We start from the raw sequence: 15,889 nt of genomic DNA on the forward strand, positions 1-15,889 counted from the left end.
CACTTTCGCAACGCTGTTGCCAAAGTGCAAGTGGTGAGGAGAATGGTGGCGTGAACAGGACGAGGAGTACCCCGGACGGCGGGCCGGCGGGTGCCAATCTGCTCGCCGTGCGCAGTCACAACACCGCGCTGGTGCTGGACCTGCTGCGCACGGCCGGTCCGCAGGGCATCAGCCGGCTCGAACTCGCCGAGCGGACCGGGCTGACCCCGCAGGCCGTCAGCAAGATCACCGGGCGGCTCCGGGCGGAGGGCTTCGTGGCGGAGGCGGGCCGGCGCGCGTCCACCGGGGGCAAACCGCGGACCGTGCTGCGGCTGGTGCCGGAGGCGGGACACGCGGTCGGGGTGCAGCTCGACCGGGACGAGCTGCGGACGGTGCTCTGCGACCTCACCGGAGAGGTGGTGGCCGAGACCCGCGGCCCCCTGGACCTGGGGGCCGGGGCCGCGGCGGTCGTCGAGGCGGCGGCACGGCAGGTCGAACGACAGGTCGAGGGGCTGGCGTCCGGCGGTCTGCTCGGTCTCGGTGCCGCACTGCCCGGTCCGCTGGACCACGCGAACGGTGTGCTGCACCGGGTCACCGGATTCCCGGAGTGGGACGGCTTTCCGCTGCGGGACGCGCTCGCCGGGCGGCTCGGACTGCCGGTCGTGGTGGACAAGGACACCAACGCGGCCGCGCTCGGGCTCGCCGTCGGGGGTGAGCACGGCTCGTTCGCGTATCTGCACCTCGGTACGGGGCTCGGGGCCGGTCTCGTGATCGACGGGAACGTGCACCGGGGCGCGCGCACCGGCGCGGGGGAGTTCGGGCACCAGGTCATCCAGCTCGACGGACCGGTGTGCGGGTGCGGCGGGCGCGGGTGCATCGAGGCGCTGTGTCTGGCCGCCGTCGGGCGGGGTGAGCCCGGGGAGGCGGCAAGGGTGCTCGGCGCGGGCGCGGCGAACCTGGTCGGGCTGCTCGACATCGACCTCGTGCTGCTGGGCGGCCGTACGGTGGCCGCGGCGCCGGAGGTCTTCGTGCGCGGGGTCACCGAGGTCCTCGCGGAACGCGCCCGTCGCGAGGGCGCCCTCGGCGGAGCGGTGCCGGTGCGGGTGGCCTCCGGCGGGGTCGCGGAGGGCGCCGCGCAGCTGATGCTCGCCCCGGTGTTCGGGCGGGCGGACGGCTGAGGCCCGCGTCCGGGGACGGTCAGGCCGTGAAGCCGGGGGCGGCCGTCAGGTCGTGAAGAACGCGCTCATTCCGTCGACGTCCGACAGGTAGCTGTCGATCGCGGTGATACGGCCGTCGCGCATCGTCAGTACGGTCGCGAGATGTTCGTCCAGCTCGCGACCGTCGGGTGCGGCCGCGGTGTTGCGGAGGGAGAGGGCGGCGCCGCGCGCGCCGACGAGCACGTGCAGCAGCTCGGTGCGCAGTCCCTGCCCCGCAATGTGCCGAGCCCGCTCCACGGCCGCGTCGGCGCCGTCGGCGGTGCCCGAGATGGTGCCGGTTCCCGGCATGGTCCAGGTGATGTCGTCCGCCAGCAGCTCACGCAGGGCGGCCCAGTCCCGCGCCTGGAAGGCGGTGAGGAAGCGGGCGGCGAGGGCGGGGTGGTCGGCGGCGTTCGTGGACATGGTTCTCCCTGCTCATCGGCGTCTCATCAGTGTTTCGGCCGTGTTCGTCCGGCCCCTCGACCCTAGGCGGCGCACCTCGGTGGGCGGGGCCGTGTGCCTGGTGCTCCTGGTACCCGGCAGTGCGCCGATCGGGCGGATTCGCGGCGCCGTTCGGGGGCGGTGGCCGGGATGGCGACGGGTGTTTGACGGTCCGGGCGGGATGGATATGTGCTTATGCGACTGCGTACGCCCTTGTCCTTCTGTCTTGCCGCGGCCGCCGTACTCTTCCCCGGCGCCGACCCCTCGGCGGCCGCCCGCACGAGTGCCGACCCGAGCTGTGGTGGCGCGGACGACCCGGCGTTCCCGGTCACCACCAGGATCCACGGCGGACCCGCCTCCTACGAGGCGGGCGGCGGCTTCGGCGTCTGGTACGTCGACCTCACCAACACCACCAGCCGCACCTGCGCCGGCCTGCACCCGGTCGTCGTACTGGTGGACGACAAACGGGCCCTCCAGGCGTCGCAGCCCCAACTGGACTTCTACGACGGCTCGCTCGCCAGGCCCGTACGGTTCGAGAGCACCGACCGGAACGAGCTCGTCGGCGTCCTCGACGGGACCGGCTTCGCCGGGTTCAGCGTGGCTCCGGGCAAGACCGTCACGGTCAAGGTGAGGCTCTCCCTCACCTCCGACGCCGTGGCCAACGAAGTCACCGCGAACGCGGCCGTCGTGCAGCGGCACAACGACGACGGGGACTGGATCGGCCAGTCGAACGACTACCGGTTCGGGATCGCGGGGGAGGGCGGCGACGGAGGAGACCTGCCCCGCCCCAGCGCGGCGCCCAAGGCCACGCCCTCCACTCCCGCCACTCCCGGAGCCCCCTCCGGCGCGCCCTCCATCTCCGCCTCCGCGTCCGGCTCCGCGTCCCCCGGCACCGGACTGCCCTCGGCCGGCGCGACCCGCGATCCCGACGGCGACGTCTTCGAGGCGGGCGACCGCGACGCACCCGCGTTCGGGGAACTCGCGGGCACCGGCCTCGGCTCCGCGCCCGTGATCATCGCGGCCGTCACCCTGCTGGCGCTCGTCGGCGCGGGAGTCTTCCTCCTTGCCCGGGCACGCCGCTGCCGCTGAGGAACTCACCGGATCCGCCACCCGGCCCGGTCGCTCCGTCTGCGACGATCCCTGCGTGGAATACCCGAACGATCAAGCCCCCGGCGCCCCAGTCCGCTCCGGAATCCCCGAGCACGGGCGCATCCCCAAGTACTACGCGGTGAAGACACGGATCGCCGGGCTGCTGGAGGAGTTGGGGCACGGCAGCACCATCCCCACCGAGCGCGATCTCGCCGAGCGGTACGACGTCGCCCGCGAGACCGTGCGGCAGGCGGTCCGCGAGCTGGTGCTGGAGGGACGGCTCAGGCGGCAGGGGCGCGGCACGGTCGTGGCCGGGCCCAAGCTGGAGCAGCCGCTGTCCCTCGCCAGCTACACCGAGGGCGTACGGCGGCAGGGCCGTACCCCCGGTCGTACGCTCGTCTCCCTCGACCGCTTCCCGTGTTCGCCCGCCCTCGCCGCCGAGATCGGCCTCGATCCCGGTGAACCCGTCTGGCACCTGGAGCGGGTGCTGCTCGCCGACGAGGAGCGGGTCGGCCTGGAGAGCACCTATGTCGCGGTCGCCCGGGTGCCGCGCCTGGACACCGAGTTCGATCCGGACTCGTCGTTCTACCTCTACCTGGACGCCCAGGGCATCGGCTTCGGCGACGCCGACGAGCGCATCGAGACCGTGCTCGCCACCCCGCGCGAGGCGCTGCTCGTAGGGACCCCGCCGGCGCTGCCGATGCTGCTGATCCACCGGGTGTCGAGGGACACCGAGGGCCGTCCCCTGGAGCGGGTGCGGGGCCTGTACCGGGGTGACCGGTTCTCGTTCAGCGCGCACCTGAGCGGCTGAGGACGGTCGGGCACGGCCTGATATGGCCGAGAATGCGCGTTTCCCGACTCGGGGATATCACAAAAAGATAACGGGTCTAGCCCAAACGTGATGGGTCGTTCACGCTCTCGTTGTCGTCCGGTCCTTTCCGGTTACCCGGCCACGAGGAGCGTGTGGGGCGTGAGAGTGATAGTCGTCGGAGCCGGCGTGGTGGGCACCATGCACGCCTGGCAAGCAGTGGAACGCGGCCACGAGGTCGTACAGATCGAGCGTGAGGCCGAGGCCCGCGGCGCCTCGTTGCGCAACTTCGGGCAGATCTGGGTCAGCGGCCGCGCGGGCGGGGCGGAACTGGACACCGCCCTGCGGGCGAGAGAGCTGTGGGAGGAGATGGGCGGCCGGGTCCCCGCCCTGGGCTTCCGGCCCAACGGCTCCCTCACCCCCGTCCGCGGTGAGCTGGAACTGGCCGTCGCCGAGGCCGCGGTGGCCCGTGAGGACGCCGCCGCCCGGGGCTACAAGCTGCTCACCGCCGACGAGGCGAGGTCCGTCAACCCCGCGCTGCGCGGTGCCTTCGACGCGGCCCTCCACTGCGAGCGGGACGCCGCCGTCGAACCGCGCATCGCCCAGCTCGCCCTGCGCGCCGAACTGCTGAAGTCCCCGGGCTACACCTTCCTGCCGGGTCGCGAGGTCCGCGAGGTCGTCGGTGAGGGAGCGGTCCGCGACGACCACGGCGACATGCACCGCGGCGACGTGGTCGTCCTGTGCACGGGTGCCTGGCTCGGCGGTCTGGTCCGCGAACTGGCCGGTCCCGGACTGCCGGTGCGCCGGGTGCGGCTCCAGATGATGCAGACCGACCCGCTCGGCGAGCCGCTGCCCACCTCGGTCGCGGACGCCGACAGCTTCCGCTACTACCCCGCGTACGCCTCCGCCGCGCTGGACGAGCTCAACGCCCGCCGGCCGCAGCCGCGGACCGCCGCCGAGCACCGTATGCAGCTGCTCATGGTGCAGCGTGCCGACGGCGGACTGACCATCGGCGACACCCACGAGTACGAACACCCCTTCGCGTTCGACACCCTTGAGGACCCCTACGACCACCTCACCACGGTGGTCGAGTCCCTCCTGGGCCGTCCGCTGCCGAAGATCCGGCGCCGCTGGGCCGGGGTGTACGCGCAGTGCACCGACACCAGCCGGGTCGTGCACCGGCAGCAGGTGCGCGACAGCGCGTGGCTGGTCACCGGGCCCGGTGGGCGCGGCATGACCTGCTCGCCCGCGATAGCCGAGCAGACCGCGAACGAACTGGGCTGGTGAGAGAGTTGACCACACAGAACGACCACACCAACGACAACACCGACGTCGGCACCGGCATCCGGCTGGTCGTCCTGGACATGGCCGGTACCACCGTGGCCGACGGCGGCCTGGTCGAGGAGGCCTTCGCGGCGGCCGCGCGGCACCTCGGCGCCGAACCCGACGGGATGCTCGACTACGTCCGCGCCACCATGGGCGAGTCCAAGATCTCCGTCTTCCGGCACCTGTTCGGGGAGGAGACGAAGGCCCAGGCGGCCAACAAGGCCTTCGAGGCGGCGTACGCGGAACTGGTCGACGGCGGCAGGGTCGAGGCCCTGCCCGGCGCCCGCGAGACCATCGAGGAACTCCGGGGGCGGGGCCTCGCGGTCGTGCTGACCACCGGCTTCGCCCGCACCACGCAGGACGCGATCCTGGCCGCGCTCGGCTGGCAGGACCTGGTGCCGCTCACCCTGTGCCCCGCCGACGCCGGAGGCCGGGGACGCCCGTACCCCGACATGGTCCTCACCGCGTTCCTGCGTACGGCGGCCGCCGACGACGTACGGCAGATCGCCGTCGTGGGCGACACCTCGTACGACATGCTCAGCGGCGTCCGCGCCGGCGCTGGCCTGGTCGCCGGTGTGCTGACCGGGGCGCACGACGCGGACGCGCTGCGCACCGCCGGGGCGGGCCGGGTACTGGACTCCGTGGCCCAGTTGCCGGACCTGCTCGCATGAGCGGCGGCATCCGGTTCGACTCCGTCACGGTCGCCTACGACGGCAACGTCGTCCTCGACTCCCTCGACCTCACCGTCGGGACCGGCGAGGTGATGGCGCTGCTCGGGCCGTCCGGCTCCGGCAAGACCACCGCGCTGCGGGCGGTCGCCGGATTCGTACGGCCCGCCTCTGGGCGGGTGTTCCTCGGCGACCGGGACGTGACCGACCTGCCGCCGTACCGGCGGGGCATCGGCATGGTCGTCCAGCAGTACGCGCTCTTCCCGCACATGCGGGTCGACGCCAACGTGGCCTTCGGGCTCAAGGCCCGCAGGACACCCAAGGCGGAGATCCGCCAACGGGTCGCCGACGCACTGGAGATGACGGGGATGGCGGCCTACGCCCGCCGCCACCCCCGCGAGCTGTCCGGCGGCCAGCAGCAGCGCGTCGCCATCGCCCGCGCGCTCGCCATCCGGCCGGACGTGCTCCTGCTCGACGAGCCGCTGTCCGCCCTCGACGCCCAGCTGCGGTCCGGGATGCTCACCGAACTCGCCAGACTGCACCGCGAGCTGCCCGACGTGTCGATCCTGTACGTCACCCACGACCAGGTCGAGGCGCTGACCCTGGCCGACCGGATCGCGGTGATGGACAGGGCGAGGCTGCGTGCGTGCGGGACACCGAGGGAGCTGTACCGGGCGCCCTCCGACGAGTTCACGGCGTCCTTCGTGGGCGGGGCGAACCTGGTGCCGGTCACCGTGGGAGCAGGCAGCGTCTCCCTCGCGGGGGCGGAGGTGAAGGTCGACACGGGCGGCGCGGTAGCCGGGGCGCGGGCCACGCTGTGCGTCCGGCCGCACCTGATCGGTCTGGGACCGGGCCCCAACCAGCTCACCGGTGTCATACGCGAGATCCAGTGGCGGGGAGCCACCCACCGGCTGTACGTCGAGGTCGGCGGGCACACGGTGCTGGCGGATCTGCGTGAGCTGAGGAACCCGCCCGGACTCGGGGATCCGGTGGTGCTGCACTTCGCCCCGGACGACGCGGTGCTGCTGCCCGCAGGGGTGGTCGGCGATGACCGGTGACCGTCCCCAGCAGCTGAGGAGACTCCTCTGGGCCCTGCCGCCCACCGCGCTCCTCGCCCTCTTCTTCCTCTACCCGCTCGCCCTGGTCGTCCAGCAGTCCGTGCACCCCGACACCGGCGGGACCTCCCTCCAGCCGTACACGGACGTCTTCGCCTCGCAGTCCTTCCGGCACGCGCTGTGGACCACGGTGTGGCTGGCTCTGGCCTCGACGGCCGGGTGCCTGGTCCTCGGGTTCCTGCTGGCGCTGGTCATCGCCTTCGTGCCGTTCCCGGGGGCGAAGGCGGTCGCCCGCTTCATCGACGTGTACCTGTCCTTCCCGTCCTTCCTCATCACGCTGGCGCTGCTGTTCATCTACGGCACCACGGGCATCGTCGGCTCCTTCCAGTTCCTGACCACACCGTGGGGCGTGCTGCTCGCGGAGGTCACCTACTTCACGCCGTTCGTGATACGGCCGCTGCTCGCCGCCTTCTCGCAGCTGGACACCGCCCAGCTGGAGGCGGCCAGTTCGCTCGGCGCCCGCGCTCCGCGCATCGTGCGGCGGGTGATCCTGCCGGAGGCGCTGCCCGCGCTCGCGGCCGGCGGAAGCCTGGTCCTGGTGCTGTGTCTCAACGAGTTCGGGATCGTGCTGTTCACCGGCGCGAAAGGGGTCACCACCCTGCCGATGCTCGTCTACAGCAAGGCGATCCTGGAGTCCGACTATCCGGGCGCGTGTGTGGTCGCCGTCGTCAACGTCCTGATCTCCGTGGGGCTGTACAGCCTCTACCGGGTGGTGAGCCGTCGTGCTGGTGCATAGCCGCAAGGCCAGGTGGGCCGTGTGGACCGTGTTTCTGATCCTCTTCCTTCCTCTCTTCGCCCTTCCCCTCCTGGTCGTGTTCGGCGCCTCGTTCGCCACGCACTGGTCCGGCGTCCTGCCCTCCGACCCGACCATCGCCAACTACCGGTCCGCCACCCGAGGCGAGGCCCTCCAGGCGCTCACCACCAGCCTGCTCACCGCGCTCACCGCGAGTCTGCTGGCGCTGGTCGTCGGCACCTGGGCCGCGCTGGCGGGGGCCGCCCTGCGGAAACGCGGGCGCCGGTTCCTGGACGCCCTGTTCGTGCTGCCGATCGCCGTGCCGTCGGTGGTGGTCGGACTGTCGGTCCTGGTGGCCTTCTCCAAGCCGCCGATGCTGCTCAACGGCACCCGGTGGATCGTGATCCTCGCCCACACCGTGCTGGTCACCGCCTTCGCCCACCAGTCGGTCTCGGCTGCGGTCACCCGGCTCGACCCGGCGTACGAGCAGGCCGCCGCCTCGCTCGGCGCCCGCCCCGGATACGTGCTGCGGCGGGTGCGGCTGCCGCTGCTGCTGCCCTCGCTCACCGCCGCGGCCGGCCTCTGCTTCGCCCTCTCCATGGGCGAGTTGAGCGCCACGATGATGCTCTACCCGCCAGACTGGACCCCCCTGCCCGTCCTGATCTACGCGGCCACCGACCGCGGCGCTCTGTTCACCGGCTCCGCCGTCGCCGTGGTCCTCATGGCGGCGACACTGCTCGTCCTGTTCGCCGTCTCCCGGGTCCGCACCAAAGCCTCCTACCGCTGACCCGCGAACCCCACCCCCTGCAACACCTCTCTTCCATCAAAACCCCTTTCACCGCAAGGAGTTGACCTCGCCATGCCCAGAAGCAGCCTCAAGCTCGCCATCGCCGTCGCGCTCGTCGCCACCCCGGCGCTGTCCGCCTGCGGCGGCTCCTCCGCCGCCTCCGACGACAAGGTGGTCACCGTCTACAGCGCCGACGGCCTCAAGGGGGAGAACGGCGACGGCTGGTACGACCAGGTCTTCAAGGACTTCGAGAAGCAGACCGGCATCAAGGTCAAGTACGTCGAGGGCGGCTCCGGCGAGATGGTGCAGCGCGCCGTCCGTGAGAAGAGCAACCCGCAGGCCGACGTGCTGGTCACCCTCCCGCCGTTCATCCAGCAGGCCGACAGCAAGGGGCTGCTGGAGAAGTACGAGCCGAAGGACTCCGCGCAGGTCAGCGGCGGCGACAAGGCCGCGGACGGCACCTGGACCTCCGTCGTCAACAACTACTTCGGCTTCGTCTACAACAAGAAGGAACTGAAGCAGGCCCCCACCACCTGGGACGAACTGCTCGACGGCAGGTACAAGAACAAGCTCCAGTACTCCACCCCGGGTGTCGCCGGTGACGGAACAGCCGTCCTGATCAAGGCGCTGCACGACTTCGGCGGCAAGGACGCCGCCCTCGCCTACCTGAAGAAGCTCCAGGACAACAACGTCGGCCCGTCCGCGTCCACCGGCAAGCTCGCCCCGAAGGTCGACAAGGGCGAACTGCTGGTCGCCAACGGCGATGTGCAGATGAACTTCGCCCAGTCCAAGACCATGCCCAACCTCGGCATCTGGTTCCCGGCGAAGCAGGGCGGCAAGCCCACCACGTTCGCGCTGCCCTACGCGGCCGGCCTGGTCACCAAGGCCCCGCACAGCGAGAACGGCAGGAAGCTGCTCGACTTCATGCTCGGCCAGAAGGCCCAGCAGCAGGTCAGCGAGATCGGCGGCGGCTTCAGCGCCCGCTCCGACGTCAAGGCCGTCGACGCCAACGCCATCGCGCTCACCAAGCTGATGGACGGCGTGGAGATCTTCCAGCCGGACTGGAACGACGTCGACAAGAACCTCACGAAGTACGTCGACGACTGGAAGTCCGCCACCGGCAGCTGACCGCCGCCCGCACCTTCCCCGCGTACGTCACCCCTCATCTCCGGAGGTCTCCGTGTCGTTCCGCCCGTCCCGCCGTACGCTCCTCGTCTCCGCCGTCGCGCTCGCCGTGTCGGCGGGCCCCCTCACCGCCGCCGCCCGCGCCGCGGCCAGGGCTCCCAAGGTCCTGGTCATCGGGCTGGACGGCGCACTGCTCAGCCGTATCAAGGACGCCGACGCCCCCCGCCTCGACGCCCTGATGGCGGCCGGGCTCACCGCGCCCAGCAGCATCTACGCCAACCCGCTCGCCCCGACCCTGTCCGGCCCCGGCTGGTCCACGATCATCACCGGCGTCTGGCCCGACAAGCACAACGTCAAGGGCAACGCGTTCATCGGCGCCAGGTTCACCCAGTACCCCGACTTCCTGACCCGCGCCGAGACGGCGAAGCCCGCCCTGCGCACCTACGCCGTCGCCTCCTGGAACCCGATCACCGACACCGTGTTCTCCGCCAGGGTCGACACCCGGGTCTCCACACCGGGCGCCGAGTACGACACCGGCACCACCTCCCGCGCGGTCGCCCAGCTCCGTGACGGCAACCCGGACGCGGTCTTCGTACACCTCGACAACATCGACCACGCCGGACACAGCAGCGGCGCCGCCTCCCAGCAGTACCTGGACGCCATCCACGGCGCCGACGCCCAGGTCGGCCAGCTGGTCGACGCGGTCAGGGCCCGGCCCGGGTACGCCGACGAGGACTGGCTGATCATGGTCACCGCCGACCACGGCCACACCGACGCCGGCGGCCACGGCGGCTCCAGCCTCCAGGAACGCCAGACCTTCCTCATAGCCACCGGGCCCGCCATCGCGGCCGGTTCGGTCCGGTACGACGTGAAGATGCCGGACGTCGCCGCCTCCGCGCTCGCCCACCTCGGCATCGCGATCGACCCGGCCTGGGGCCTGGACGGACGCCCGCTCCAGCAGCCCGCACCCGACGACTTCGACGCCCTGCGCGGCCAGTTGCGGACCCGGGCGGACGAGACCGGCATCCCCGCGACCGTCACCGGCTTCACCCACAGCCCGCCCGCAGGCTGGTCGGTCGACAACTCCGCGATGGGCGGCGGCGGGGTCACCGAGTGGCGCGGCTGGTCCTTCACCACCGACGAGTTCTGGACCCAGAGCCAGCGCGACCAGAACCGCGAGTGCAACGTCCGCGCCCGGAACGTCTTCGCGGTCGCGGACGGCGACGAGTGGAGCGACAAGGCGCTCACCGGCACCTTCGACTCCACCCTGGTCGGCCCCGCCCTCCCGGTCACCGGCGGCCGCACCGCCACCCTCACCTACACCACCTACTACCGGCAGGAGTCCCCGCAGAAGGGCGAGGTCCTCGTCTCCTACGACGACGCCGCCCCCGTCCCCGTGCGCACCTACACGGCCGACGTGCCCTCCCGCACCGAGACCGTCACCCTCCAGGTCCCGGCCGGAGCCACCACGGCCCGCGTCCGCTTCCGCTACACCGGCGGCAACAACTGGTACTGGGTGATCGACGGGGTCCGCCTGACACAGCCCTGACTAGTCTGGGGGGCGTCGGTACGGCGTGGTTCCGGCGCCCTCAGCTCACCCCCGCACGCATGCCAGGAGACGAACACATGGCAGACCGCAAGCCCATCGACTCGTGGCTCACCGACATGGACGGCGTACTCATCCACGAGGGCGTCCCGATCCCCGGCGCGGACGCGTTCATCAAGAAGCTCCGCGACTCGGGCCGGCCCTTCCTGGTGCTGACCAACAACTCCATCTACACCCCGCGCGACCTGCACGCCAGGCTGCGCCGCATGGGCCTGGAGGTGCCGGTGGACAACATCTGGACCTCCGCGCTGGCCACCGCGAAGTTCCTGGACGACCAGCGGCCCGGCGGCACCGCCTATGTCATCGGCGAGGCGGGCCTGACCACCGCGCTGCACGACATCGGGTACGTCCTCACCGACCACGAGCCGGACTACGTGGTGCTCGGCGAGACCCGCACCTACTCCTTCGAGGCCATGACCAAGGCGGTACGGCTCATCCTCGGCGGCGCCCGCTTCATCTGCACCAACCCCGACGAGACCGGCCCCTCCACCGAGGGCCCGCTGCCCGCCACCGGCGCCGTCGCCGCGCTCATCACCAAGGCCACCGGCCGCAAGCCGTACTTCGCCGGCAAGCCGAACCCGCTCATGATGCGTACCGGCCTGAACGCCATCGGCGCCCACTCCGAGACCAGCGCGATGATCGGCGACCGCATGGACACCGACGTACTGGCCGGCATGGAGGCCGGGATGCGGACGTTCCTGGTGCTCACCGGCCTGACCCGGCCCGAACAGGTCGAGGACTTCCCGTACCGGCCGTCCCGGATCGTGGACTCGATCGCTGATCTCGTCGACCTGATCTGAAACCCGCTGTCCCCCGTTCCGAACCCGTCCCGCCGCCCTTTGTGACCCGTTTGGAGCAGTCGGGCCCCCGCAGAGGATGCGGGGGCCCGTCGCGCGGGGGAGTCTCCAGTTGTCTGGAGGTTTCACGATGGGCTCAGTACGCCTCACTCTCTGTACAGGAATCCTCGCCGCCGTCGCACTCACCCCGACGGCGTACGCGGCCGACGGCGGCAGTGTCTCGGTGACCCCGTCCTCCGCCGCGCCGGGCGGTGACGTGGCGCTGCGGGTCACCGGCTGCGGCGCGCGGACCGGCACCGCGGTTTCCGACGTGTTCGTCTCGGACAGCACCCTCACCGGCTCGGGCGGCTCGCTCGGCGGCGAGAGCAAGGTCCGCTCCTCGGCCACCCCGGGCCGCTACGACGTGCGGGTCTCCTGCGGCGCCACGCAGGTGAAGGGCACCCTCACGGTGACCGCGGGCGGCGCCGGTGCCGTGGGCCCCGATGCCGACGCGGCCTCCCCGGTCGCGCCCGTGCCGGCCGGCGGCGGCGGTATGGCGACCCACTTCGCCTCGGTCGACGCCCACGCGGACGGGCCGGGCACCGCTCAGGCGGTCGTCGGTCTCGTCCTCGCCGGACTCGCCGCGGTCACCGTCGGGCTGCGCAGCGCCCGCCGCAGCCGCGGCAGCGACTGAGGCGCCGCCCGCCATGTCCGACGACGCGGACGGCACGGGACCGGGCTCCGGACGGCTGATGACGGTCGCGGCATGGGGGGTGCTGCTGCTCGGGCTGTGGCTGTGGGGTCGTGAGCTGACCGCCGTACCGCCGGGGCCGTACGGCGCGGCGGCCGGCGACGTGGCCGCCGTGGGACGCCCCGCCGGAGCGGAGCTGCCGCCCGCGGCCGCCCCCCTCGGGAACGCGCGGCCGCTGCGCGTCGACATCCCGGAGCTGGGTGTGCAGGCGCCGGTCGTCGGCCGCGGTCTGAACCGGCAGGGGGCGGTCGACCCGCCGCCCTACGACCAGCCGGGGGTGGTCGGGTGGTACCAGAACGGGACCCGGCCCGGGGCGGCCGGAACCGCGCTGATGGTGGGCCATGTGGACACCGAGACCCGGCCCGCCGTCTTCTACAAGGTCAGCACCATGCAACCGGGCGAGACCATCCGGGTGGTCCGCGACGACGGCAAGGTCGCCCACTTCACCGTCGACGACGTACGGGTCCTGCCCCGCGACGACTTCGACGCCCGGCAGGCCTACGGACCCCGCCAACCCGGCCGCGCGGAGCTGCGGCTGATCACCTGCGGCGGCACCTTCGACCGCGCGACCCGCAGCTACACGGCGAACGTGGTCGTCTCCGCCTACCTCACCGGCACCGGGCCGTAGCCGGGCCGCAGGTCACGACAGCGGAAGGCCCCCCTCGCGAGACGAGGGGGGCCTTCCGGTCTGTGCGCCGCCAGGGACTCGAACCCCGGACCCGCTGATTAAGAGTCAGCTGCTCTAACCAACTGAGCTAGCGGCGCCTGCTGACGACGAGAACTCTACCCGACCTCCAGGGCTGCTCCCGACCACGGGTCGCGCGGGGCGAGGTCCACCGGGTGGCCGTACATCATTCGGACTGTCAGCATGCGCGTCCCGCGCACAGTTGGGAAAGTAACCAATGTGCACAATCGCGGACATTTCCACCATGAATGTGAGGGGCAGCGCATGGCGACTCCGGTTTTCGAGGAATTCGATCCCGAGAGCGACTGCGCGTGCCAGGGCTGCGTCCACTGGAGGCGGGTGAACCCGCACGCCCCGGGTGCCCGGCTCGGTGGGCACCCCGCCGCCCGGCGGGCCCTGGTCGCGGCGGCCGCCGCCGTGTCCGCCGTCATCGGCGGGTACCAGCCGGCCGCCGCCCTCACCGCCCACCACGCCCCCCAGCGCCCCGGCCCCTCCGTCGACACGCCCGACACCCCGCAGGGCGCCAGGTCCCCGCTGCACGGCCACGGGAATCCGGCCAAGGACGCCAACGGGGACGACGCACCCAAGACCACCCGAACCGAGATCATCAACCGCGCCAAGACCTGGGTCGCCGCCAAGGTGCCGTACAGCATGGACCGCTACTGGACCGACGGATACCGGCAGGACTGCTCGGGATACGTCTCGATGGCCTGGGGACTGCCGAACAACGAGTGGACCGGCAGCCTCGGTTCCTTCGGGGTCAAGATCGGCAAGGAGGACCTCCAGCCCGGCGACATCCTGCTCTTCCACAACCCCGACAACCCCGAGAAGGGTTCGCACGTCGTGATCTTCGGGGGCTGGACGGACCACACCCACACCTCCTACACCGCCTACGAGCAGACCCCGCCGAACGCCCGTAAGCAGTCGACGCCTTACGCCTACTGGAACAACTCCAGCAAGTACGTCCCCTACCGGTACAAGTCGCTCACCGAGACCACCTCGGGCACCTCGGGCTCCGAGGAGAACGGCGGCACCAAGGCGGGGGAGTTCCCGGGAGCCAAGTACTTCGGCCCCGGAGCCGACAACGCCTACGTCACCCAGCTCGGCCGGATGCTGATCGCCCGCGGCGCCGGTGCCTACTACAAGACCGGCGCCGGGCCCCGCTGGTCGGACGCGGACCTCAAGGCGACCCAGGCCTTCCAGAAGGCCCAGGGCTGGAGCGGCGCGGACGCGGACGGCCTGCCCGGACCGTTCACCTGGGACCTGCTGGTCACCGGGGCCGGCAAGGACATCCCCGCGACACCCTCGAAGACCGGCACCCCCGGCGCACCCGCCTCGCACGGCGTGCCCGGCTACCCCGGCCGGAACCTGTTCCAGCCGGGCGCGAACAACACCTATGTCACCCAACTCGGGAAGCAGCTGGTGAAGAAGGGGTTCGGCGCGTTCTACACCACCGGCCCGGGCCCGAGCTGGAGCGAGGCGGACCGCAGGGCCGTGGAAGCCTTCCAGCGCGCCCAGGGCTGGCGGGGCGGCGCGGCGGACGGCTACCCGGGGCCGGAGACCTGGCGGCGGCTCTTCTCGTGACGGCCCGCGGGGACCGCCCGCGGTGAACCGTCCGTACCACCTTTTGTGACGCATCTGGCGCGGAGGCTGGAGGCACGCATGAGTACGACCACTTCTCACCCGCCCGAGCCGGAGGGACCACCCGAGGGGTCGTTCCGTCCCATCCGGCTGATCCACAACGAGTCGACCACGGAGATCCCCGTCCACCTGCTGTTCCGGGACGACCCCGATCCGGCGCCGGTGACACTGCGGCCGGCCGTGGTCAGCCGAAGACAGGGCACGGGGGAGCAGCCGCGGCTGCGCCGCCCCGCTCCCGCCCGCGCCCGGCCGGTGCCGGAGGCCGACCCCGGCCTGGTGGAGCGGCCGGGCCGGGCGCTGCCCGGGCTCGCCGGGGTGCTCGCCGGGGTGAGCGGGGTGGCCGGGTGCGCGGCCGCCTCCTGGTGGGCCGGGGTGCTGCCCGCGGCGGCGGTGGAGGCGCTCGGGCTTCCGTCGGCCGCCGCCGGCGCCGGACTCGGCCCGGCCCAATGGGCCGCGTACGCGGGAGCCGGGGCGTTCGGCCTGTTCGGCTTCGGCGGGCTCGCCCGCGGCAGCACCGGACGGGCCTGGGTACTGGGCCTGTTCGGGCGCTACCGGGGCACGGTCCGGCGCACCGGACTGCTCTGGGTCAACCCGCTGCTGCGCCGCCGCCGGGTCGATGTGCGGCTGCGGCACTGGCGCAGTGAGCCGATGCCCGCGGCGGACGCCGGCGGGGTCGCGCTCCGGGTGGTGGTGCTGGTGGTGTGGCGGGTGCGGGACACCGCGCGGGCGGCGCTCGGGGTCGAGGACCACGAGACCTATCTGCGCGAGTGTGTCGAGGCCGCCCTGGCCCGGGTGCCGGTGGAGCCGCCGGGCGGCCCGAGGGGCGGACTGGAGGCGGCCGGGGACGCGTTGACCCGGATGGTCGGGGAGGACGCGGCACCGGTCGGCCTCGAGGTGTTCTCCGTGCAGCCCGTCCGGGTGGAGTACGCCCCCGAGGTCGCCGCCGCCATACACCGCCGCCGGATCGCGGTGCTCGACGCCCAGCAGCGGGCCAGCATGCTCACCTCGGTCGTCGACTCGGTGGAGGACACGGTCACCCGGCTCACCATGCGCGGACTGGTCGAACTGGACGACTACGAGCGCAAGGTGCTGGTACGGGACCTGACCGTGGCGTTCTGCTCGGGACGAGGTGAGCCCGCGTCCTGATTTCTGAGCTTCCCCTG

Annotated in this window: 16 protein-coding genes and 1 tRNA gene; 15 read left to right on the plus strand and 2 right to left on the minus strand. The window is 72.2% G+C overall.

Features of this window, described 5'->3' with window-relative positions:
* Positions 1-50: 50 nt before the first annotated feature.
* Positions 51-1,157: an ROK family protein gene (locus tag ACIPK3_RS00705; protein WP_402565317.1), complete on the plus strand. Its 1,107-nt coding sequence runs from the start codon at positions 51-53 to the stop codon at positions 1,155-1,157.
* Between the two features lie 45 nt (positions 1,158-1,202).
* Here ACIPK3_RS00705 and ACIPK3_RS00710 read toward each other — a convergent pair whose 3' ends face one another.
* Positions 1,203-1,598 carry a nuclear transport factor 2 family protein gene (locus ACIPK3_RS00710; RefSeq protein WP_402565319.1) on the minus strand — a complete coding sequence of 132 codons (396 nt, stop codon included), beginning with the start codon at positions 1,596-1,598 and terminating at the stop codon, positions 1,203-1,205.
* Positions 1,599-1,811: 213 nt separating this feature from the next.
* Between ACIPK3_RS00710 and ACIPK3_RS00715 the strand changes: the two genes are divergently transcribed.
* The 12 genes from ACIPK3_RS00715 (at position 1,812) to ACIPK3_RS00770 (ending at position 13,028) form a co-directional block, all read left to right on the plus strand.
* Complete coding sequence (locus ACIPK3_RS00715) at positions 1,812-2,705, plus strand: hypothetical protein (protein ID WP_402565321.1); 894 nt, start codon at positions 1,812-1,814, stop codon at positions 2,703-2,705.
* A 55-nt stretch (positions 2,706-2,760) separates the two neighbouring features.
* Entirely contained in the window at positions 2,761-3,516 is a 756-nt protein-coding gene (locus tag ACIPK3_RS00720) for a GntR family transcriptional regulator (protein WP_402565323.1), read from the plus strand.
* Between the two features lie 159 nt (positions 3,517-3,675).
* The gene (locus ACIPK3_RS00725) at positions 3,676-4,800 is read left to right on the plus strand and encodes a TIGR03364 family FAD-dependent oxidoreductase (protein ID WP_402565325.1); all 1,125 of its coding nucleotides are present in this window, start codon (positions 3,676-3,678) and stop codon (positions 4,798-4,800) included.
* A gap of 5 nt (positions 4,801-4,805) precedes the next feature.
* Positions 4,806-5,510 carry a phosphonatase-like hydrolase gene (locus tag ACIPK3_RS00730; RefSeq protein ID WP_402565327.1) on the plus strand — a complete coding sequence of 235 codons (705 nt, stop codon included), beginning with the start codon at positions 4,806-4,808 and terminating at the stop codon, positions 5,508-5,510.
* The gene (locus tag ACIPK3_RS00735) at positions 5,507-6,565 is read left to right on the plus strand and encodes an ABC transporter ATP-binding protein (RefSeq protein ID WP_402565328.1); all 1,059 of its coding nucleotides are present in this window, start codon (positions 5,507-5,509) and stop codon (positions 6,563-6,565) included. Before ACIPK3_RS00730 ends, ACIPK3_RS00735 begins: the two co-directional genes overlap by 4 nt.
* On the plus strand, positions 6,555-7,358 hold the full coding sequence (locus ACIPK3_RS00740) for a 2-aminoethylphosphonate ABC transporter permease subunit (protein WP_402565330.1): 804 nt from the start codon (positions 6,555-6,557) through the stop codon (positions 7,356-7,358). The genes ACIPK3_RS00735 and ACIPK3_RS00740 overlap by 11 nt, the downstream gene beginning before the upstream one ends.
* On the plus strand, positions 7,345-8,142 hold the full coding sequence (locus ACIPK3_RS00745) for an ABC transporter permease (RefSeq protein ID WP_402565332.1): 798 nt from the start codon (positions 7,345-7,347) through the stop codon (positions 8,140-8,142). The genes ACIPK3_RS00740 and ACIPK3_RS00745 overlap by 14 nt, the downstream gene beginning before the upstream one ends.
* Positions 8,143-8,214: 72 nt before the next feature.
* Complete coding sequence (locus ACIPK3_RS00750) at positions 8,215-9,270, plus strand: 2-aminoethylphosphonate ABC transporter substrate-binding protein (RefSeq protein ID WP_402565334.1); 1,056 nt, start codon at positions 8,215-8,217, stop codon at positions 9,268-9,270.
* A 52-nt stretch (positions 9,271-9,322) separates the two neighbouring features.
* A complete protein-coding gene (locus ACIPK3_RS00755; RefSeq protein WP_402565336.1) occupies positions 9,323-10,816 on the plus strand; it encodes an alkaline phosphatase family protein in 1,494 nt (497 codons plus the stop codon).
* A 77-nt stretch (positions 10,817-10,893) separates the two neighbouring features.
* Positions 10,894-11,673, plus strand: coding sequence for an HAD-IIA family hydrolase (locus ACIPK3_RS00760; RefSeq protein WP_402565338.1), 780 nt, complete (start codon positions 10,894-10,896; stop codon positions 11,671-11,673).
* A 127-nt stretch (positions 11,674-11,800) separates the two neighbouring features.
* Positions 11,801-12,343, plus strand: coding sequence for a hypothetical protein (locus ACIPK3_RS00765; RefSeq protein WP_402565340.1), 543 nt, complete (start codon positions 11,801-11,803; stop codon positions 12,341-12,343).
* Between the two features lie 13 nt (positions 12,344-12,356).
* Positions 12,357-13,028, plus strand: coding sequence for a class F sortase (locus ACIPK3_RS00770; RefSeq protein WP_402565342.1), 672 nt, complete (start codon positions 12,357-12,359; stop codon positions 13,026-13,028).
* A 63-nt stretch (positions 13,029-13,091) separates the two neighbouring features.
* Here the strand turns inward: ACIPK3_RS00770 and ACIPK3_RS00775 are convergent.
* A tRNA-Lys gene (locus ACIPK3_RS00775) sits at positions 13,092-13,165 on the minus strand.
* A gap of 184 nt (positions 13,166-13,349) precedes the next feature.
* On the opposite strand from ACIPK3_RS00775, the gene ACIPK3_RS00780 reads away from it, so the two are divergent.
* Together ACIPK3_RS00780 and ACIPK3_RS00785 are read left to right on the plus strand one after the other, a co-directional pair.
* Entirely contained in the window at positions 13,350-14,669 is a 1,320-nt protein-coding gene (locus tag ACIPK3_RS00780) for a peptidoglycan-binding protein (RefSeq protein WP_402565344.1), read from the plus strand.
* A 78-nt stretch (positions 14,670-14,747) separates the two neighbouring features.
* On the plus strand, positions 14,748-15,872 hold the full coding sequence (locus ACIPK3_RS00785) for an SPFH domain-containing protein (RefSeq protein ID WP_402565346.1): 1,125 nt from the start codon (positions 14,748-14,750) through the stop codon (positions 15,870-15,872).
* Positions 15,873-15,889 lie beyond the last annotated feature (17 nt).

The sequence above is a fragment of the Streptomyces sp. NPDC086787 genome, from assembly GCF_044745865.1.
In the GTDB taxonomy this organism is placed as follows: Bacteria; Actinomycetota; Actinomycetes; order Streptomycetales; family Streptomycetaceae; genus Streptomyces.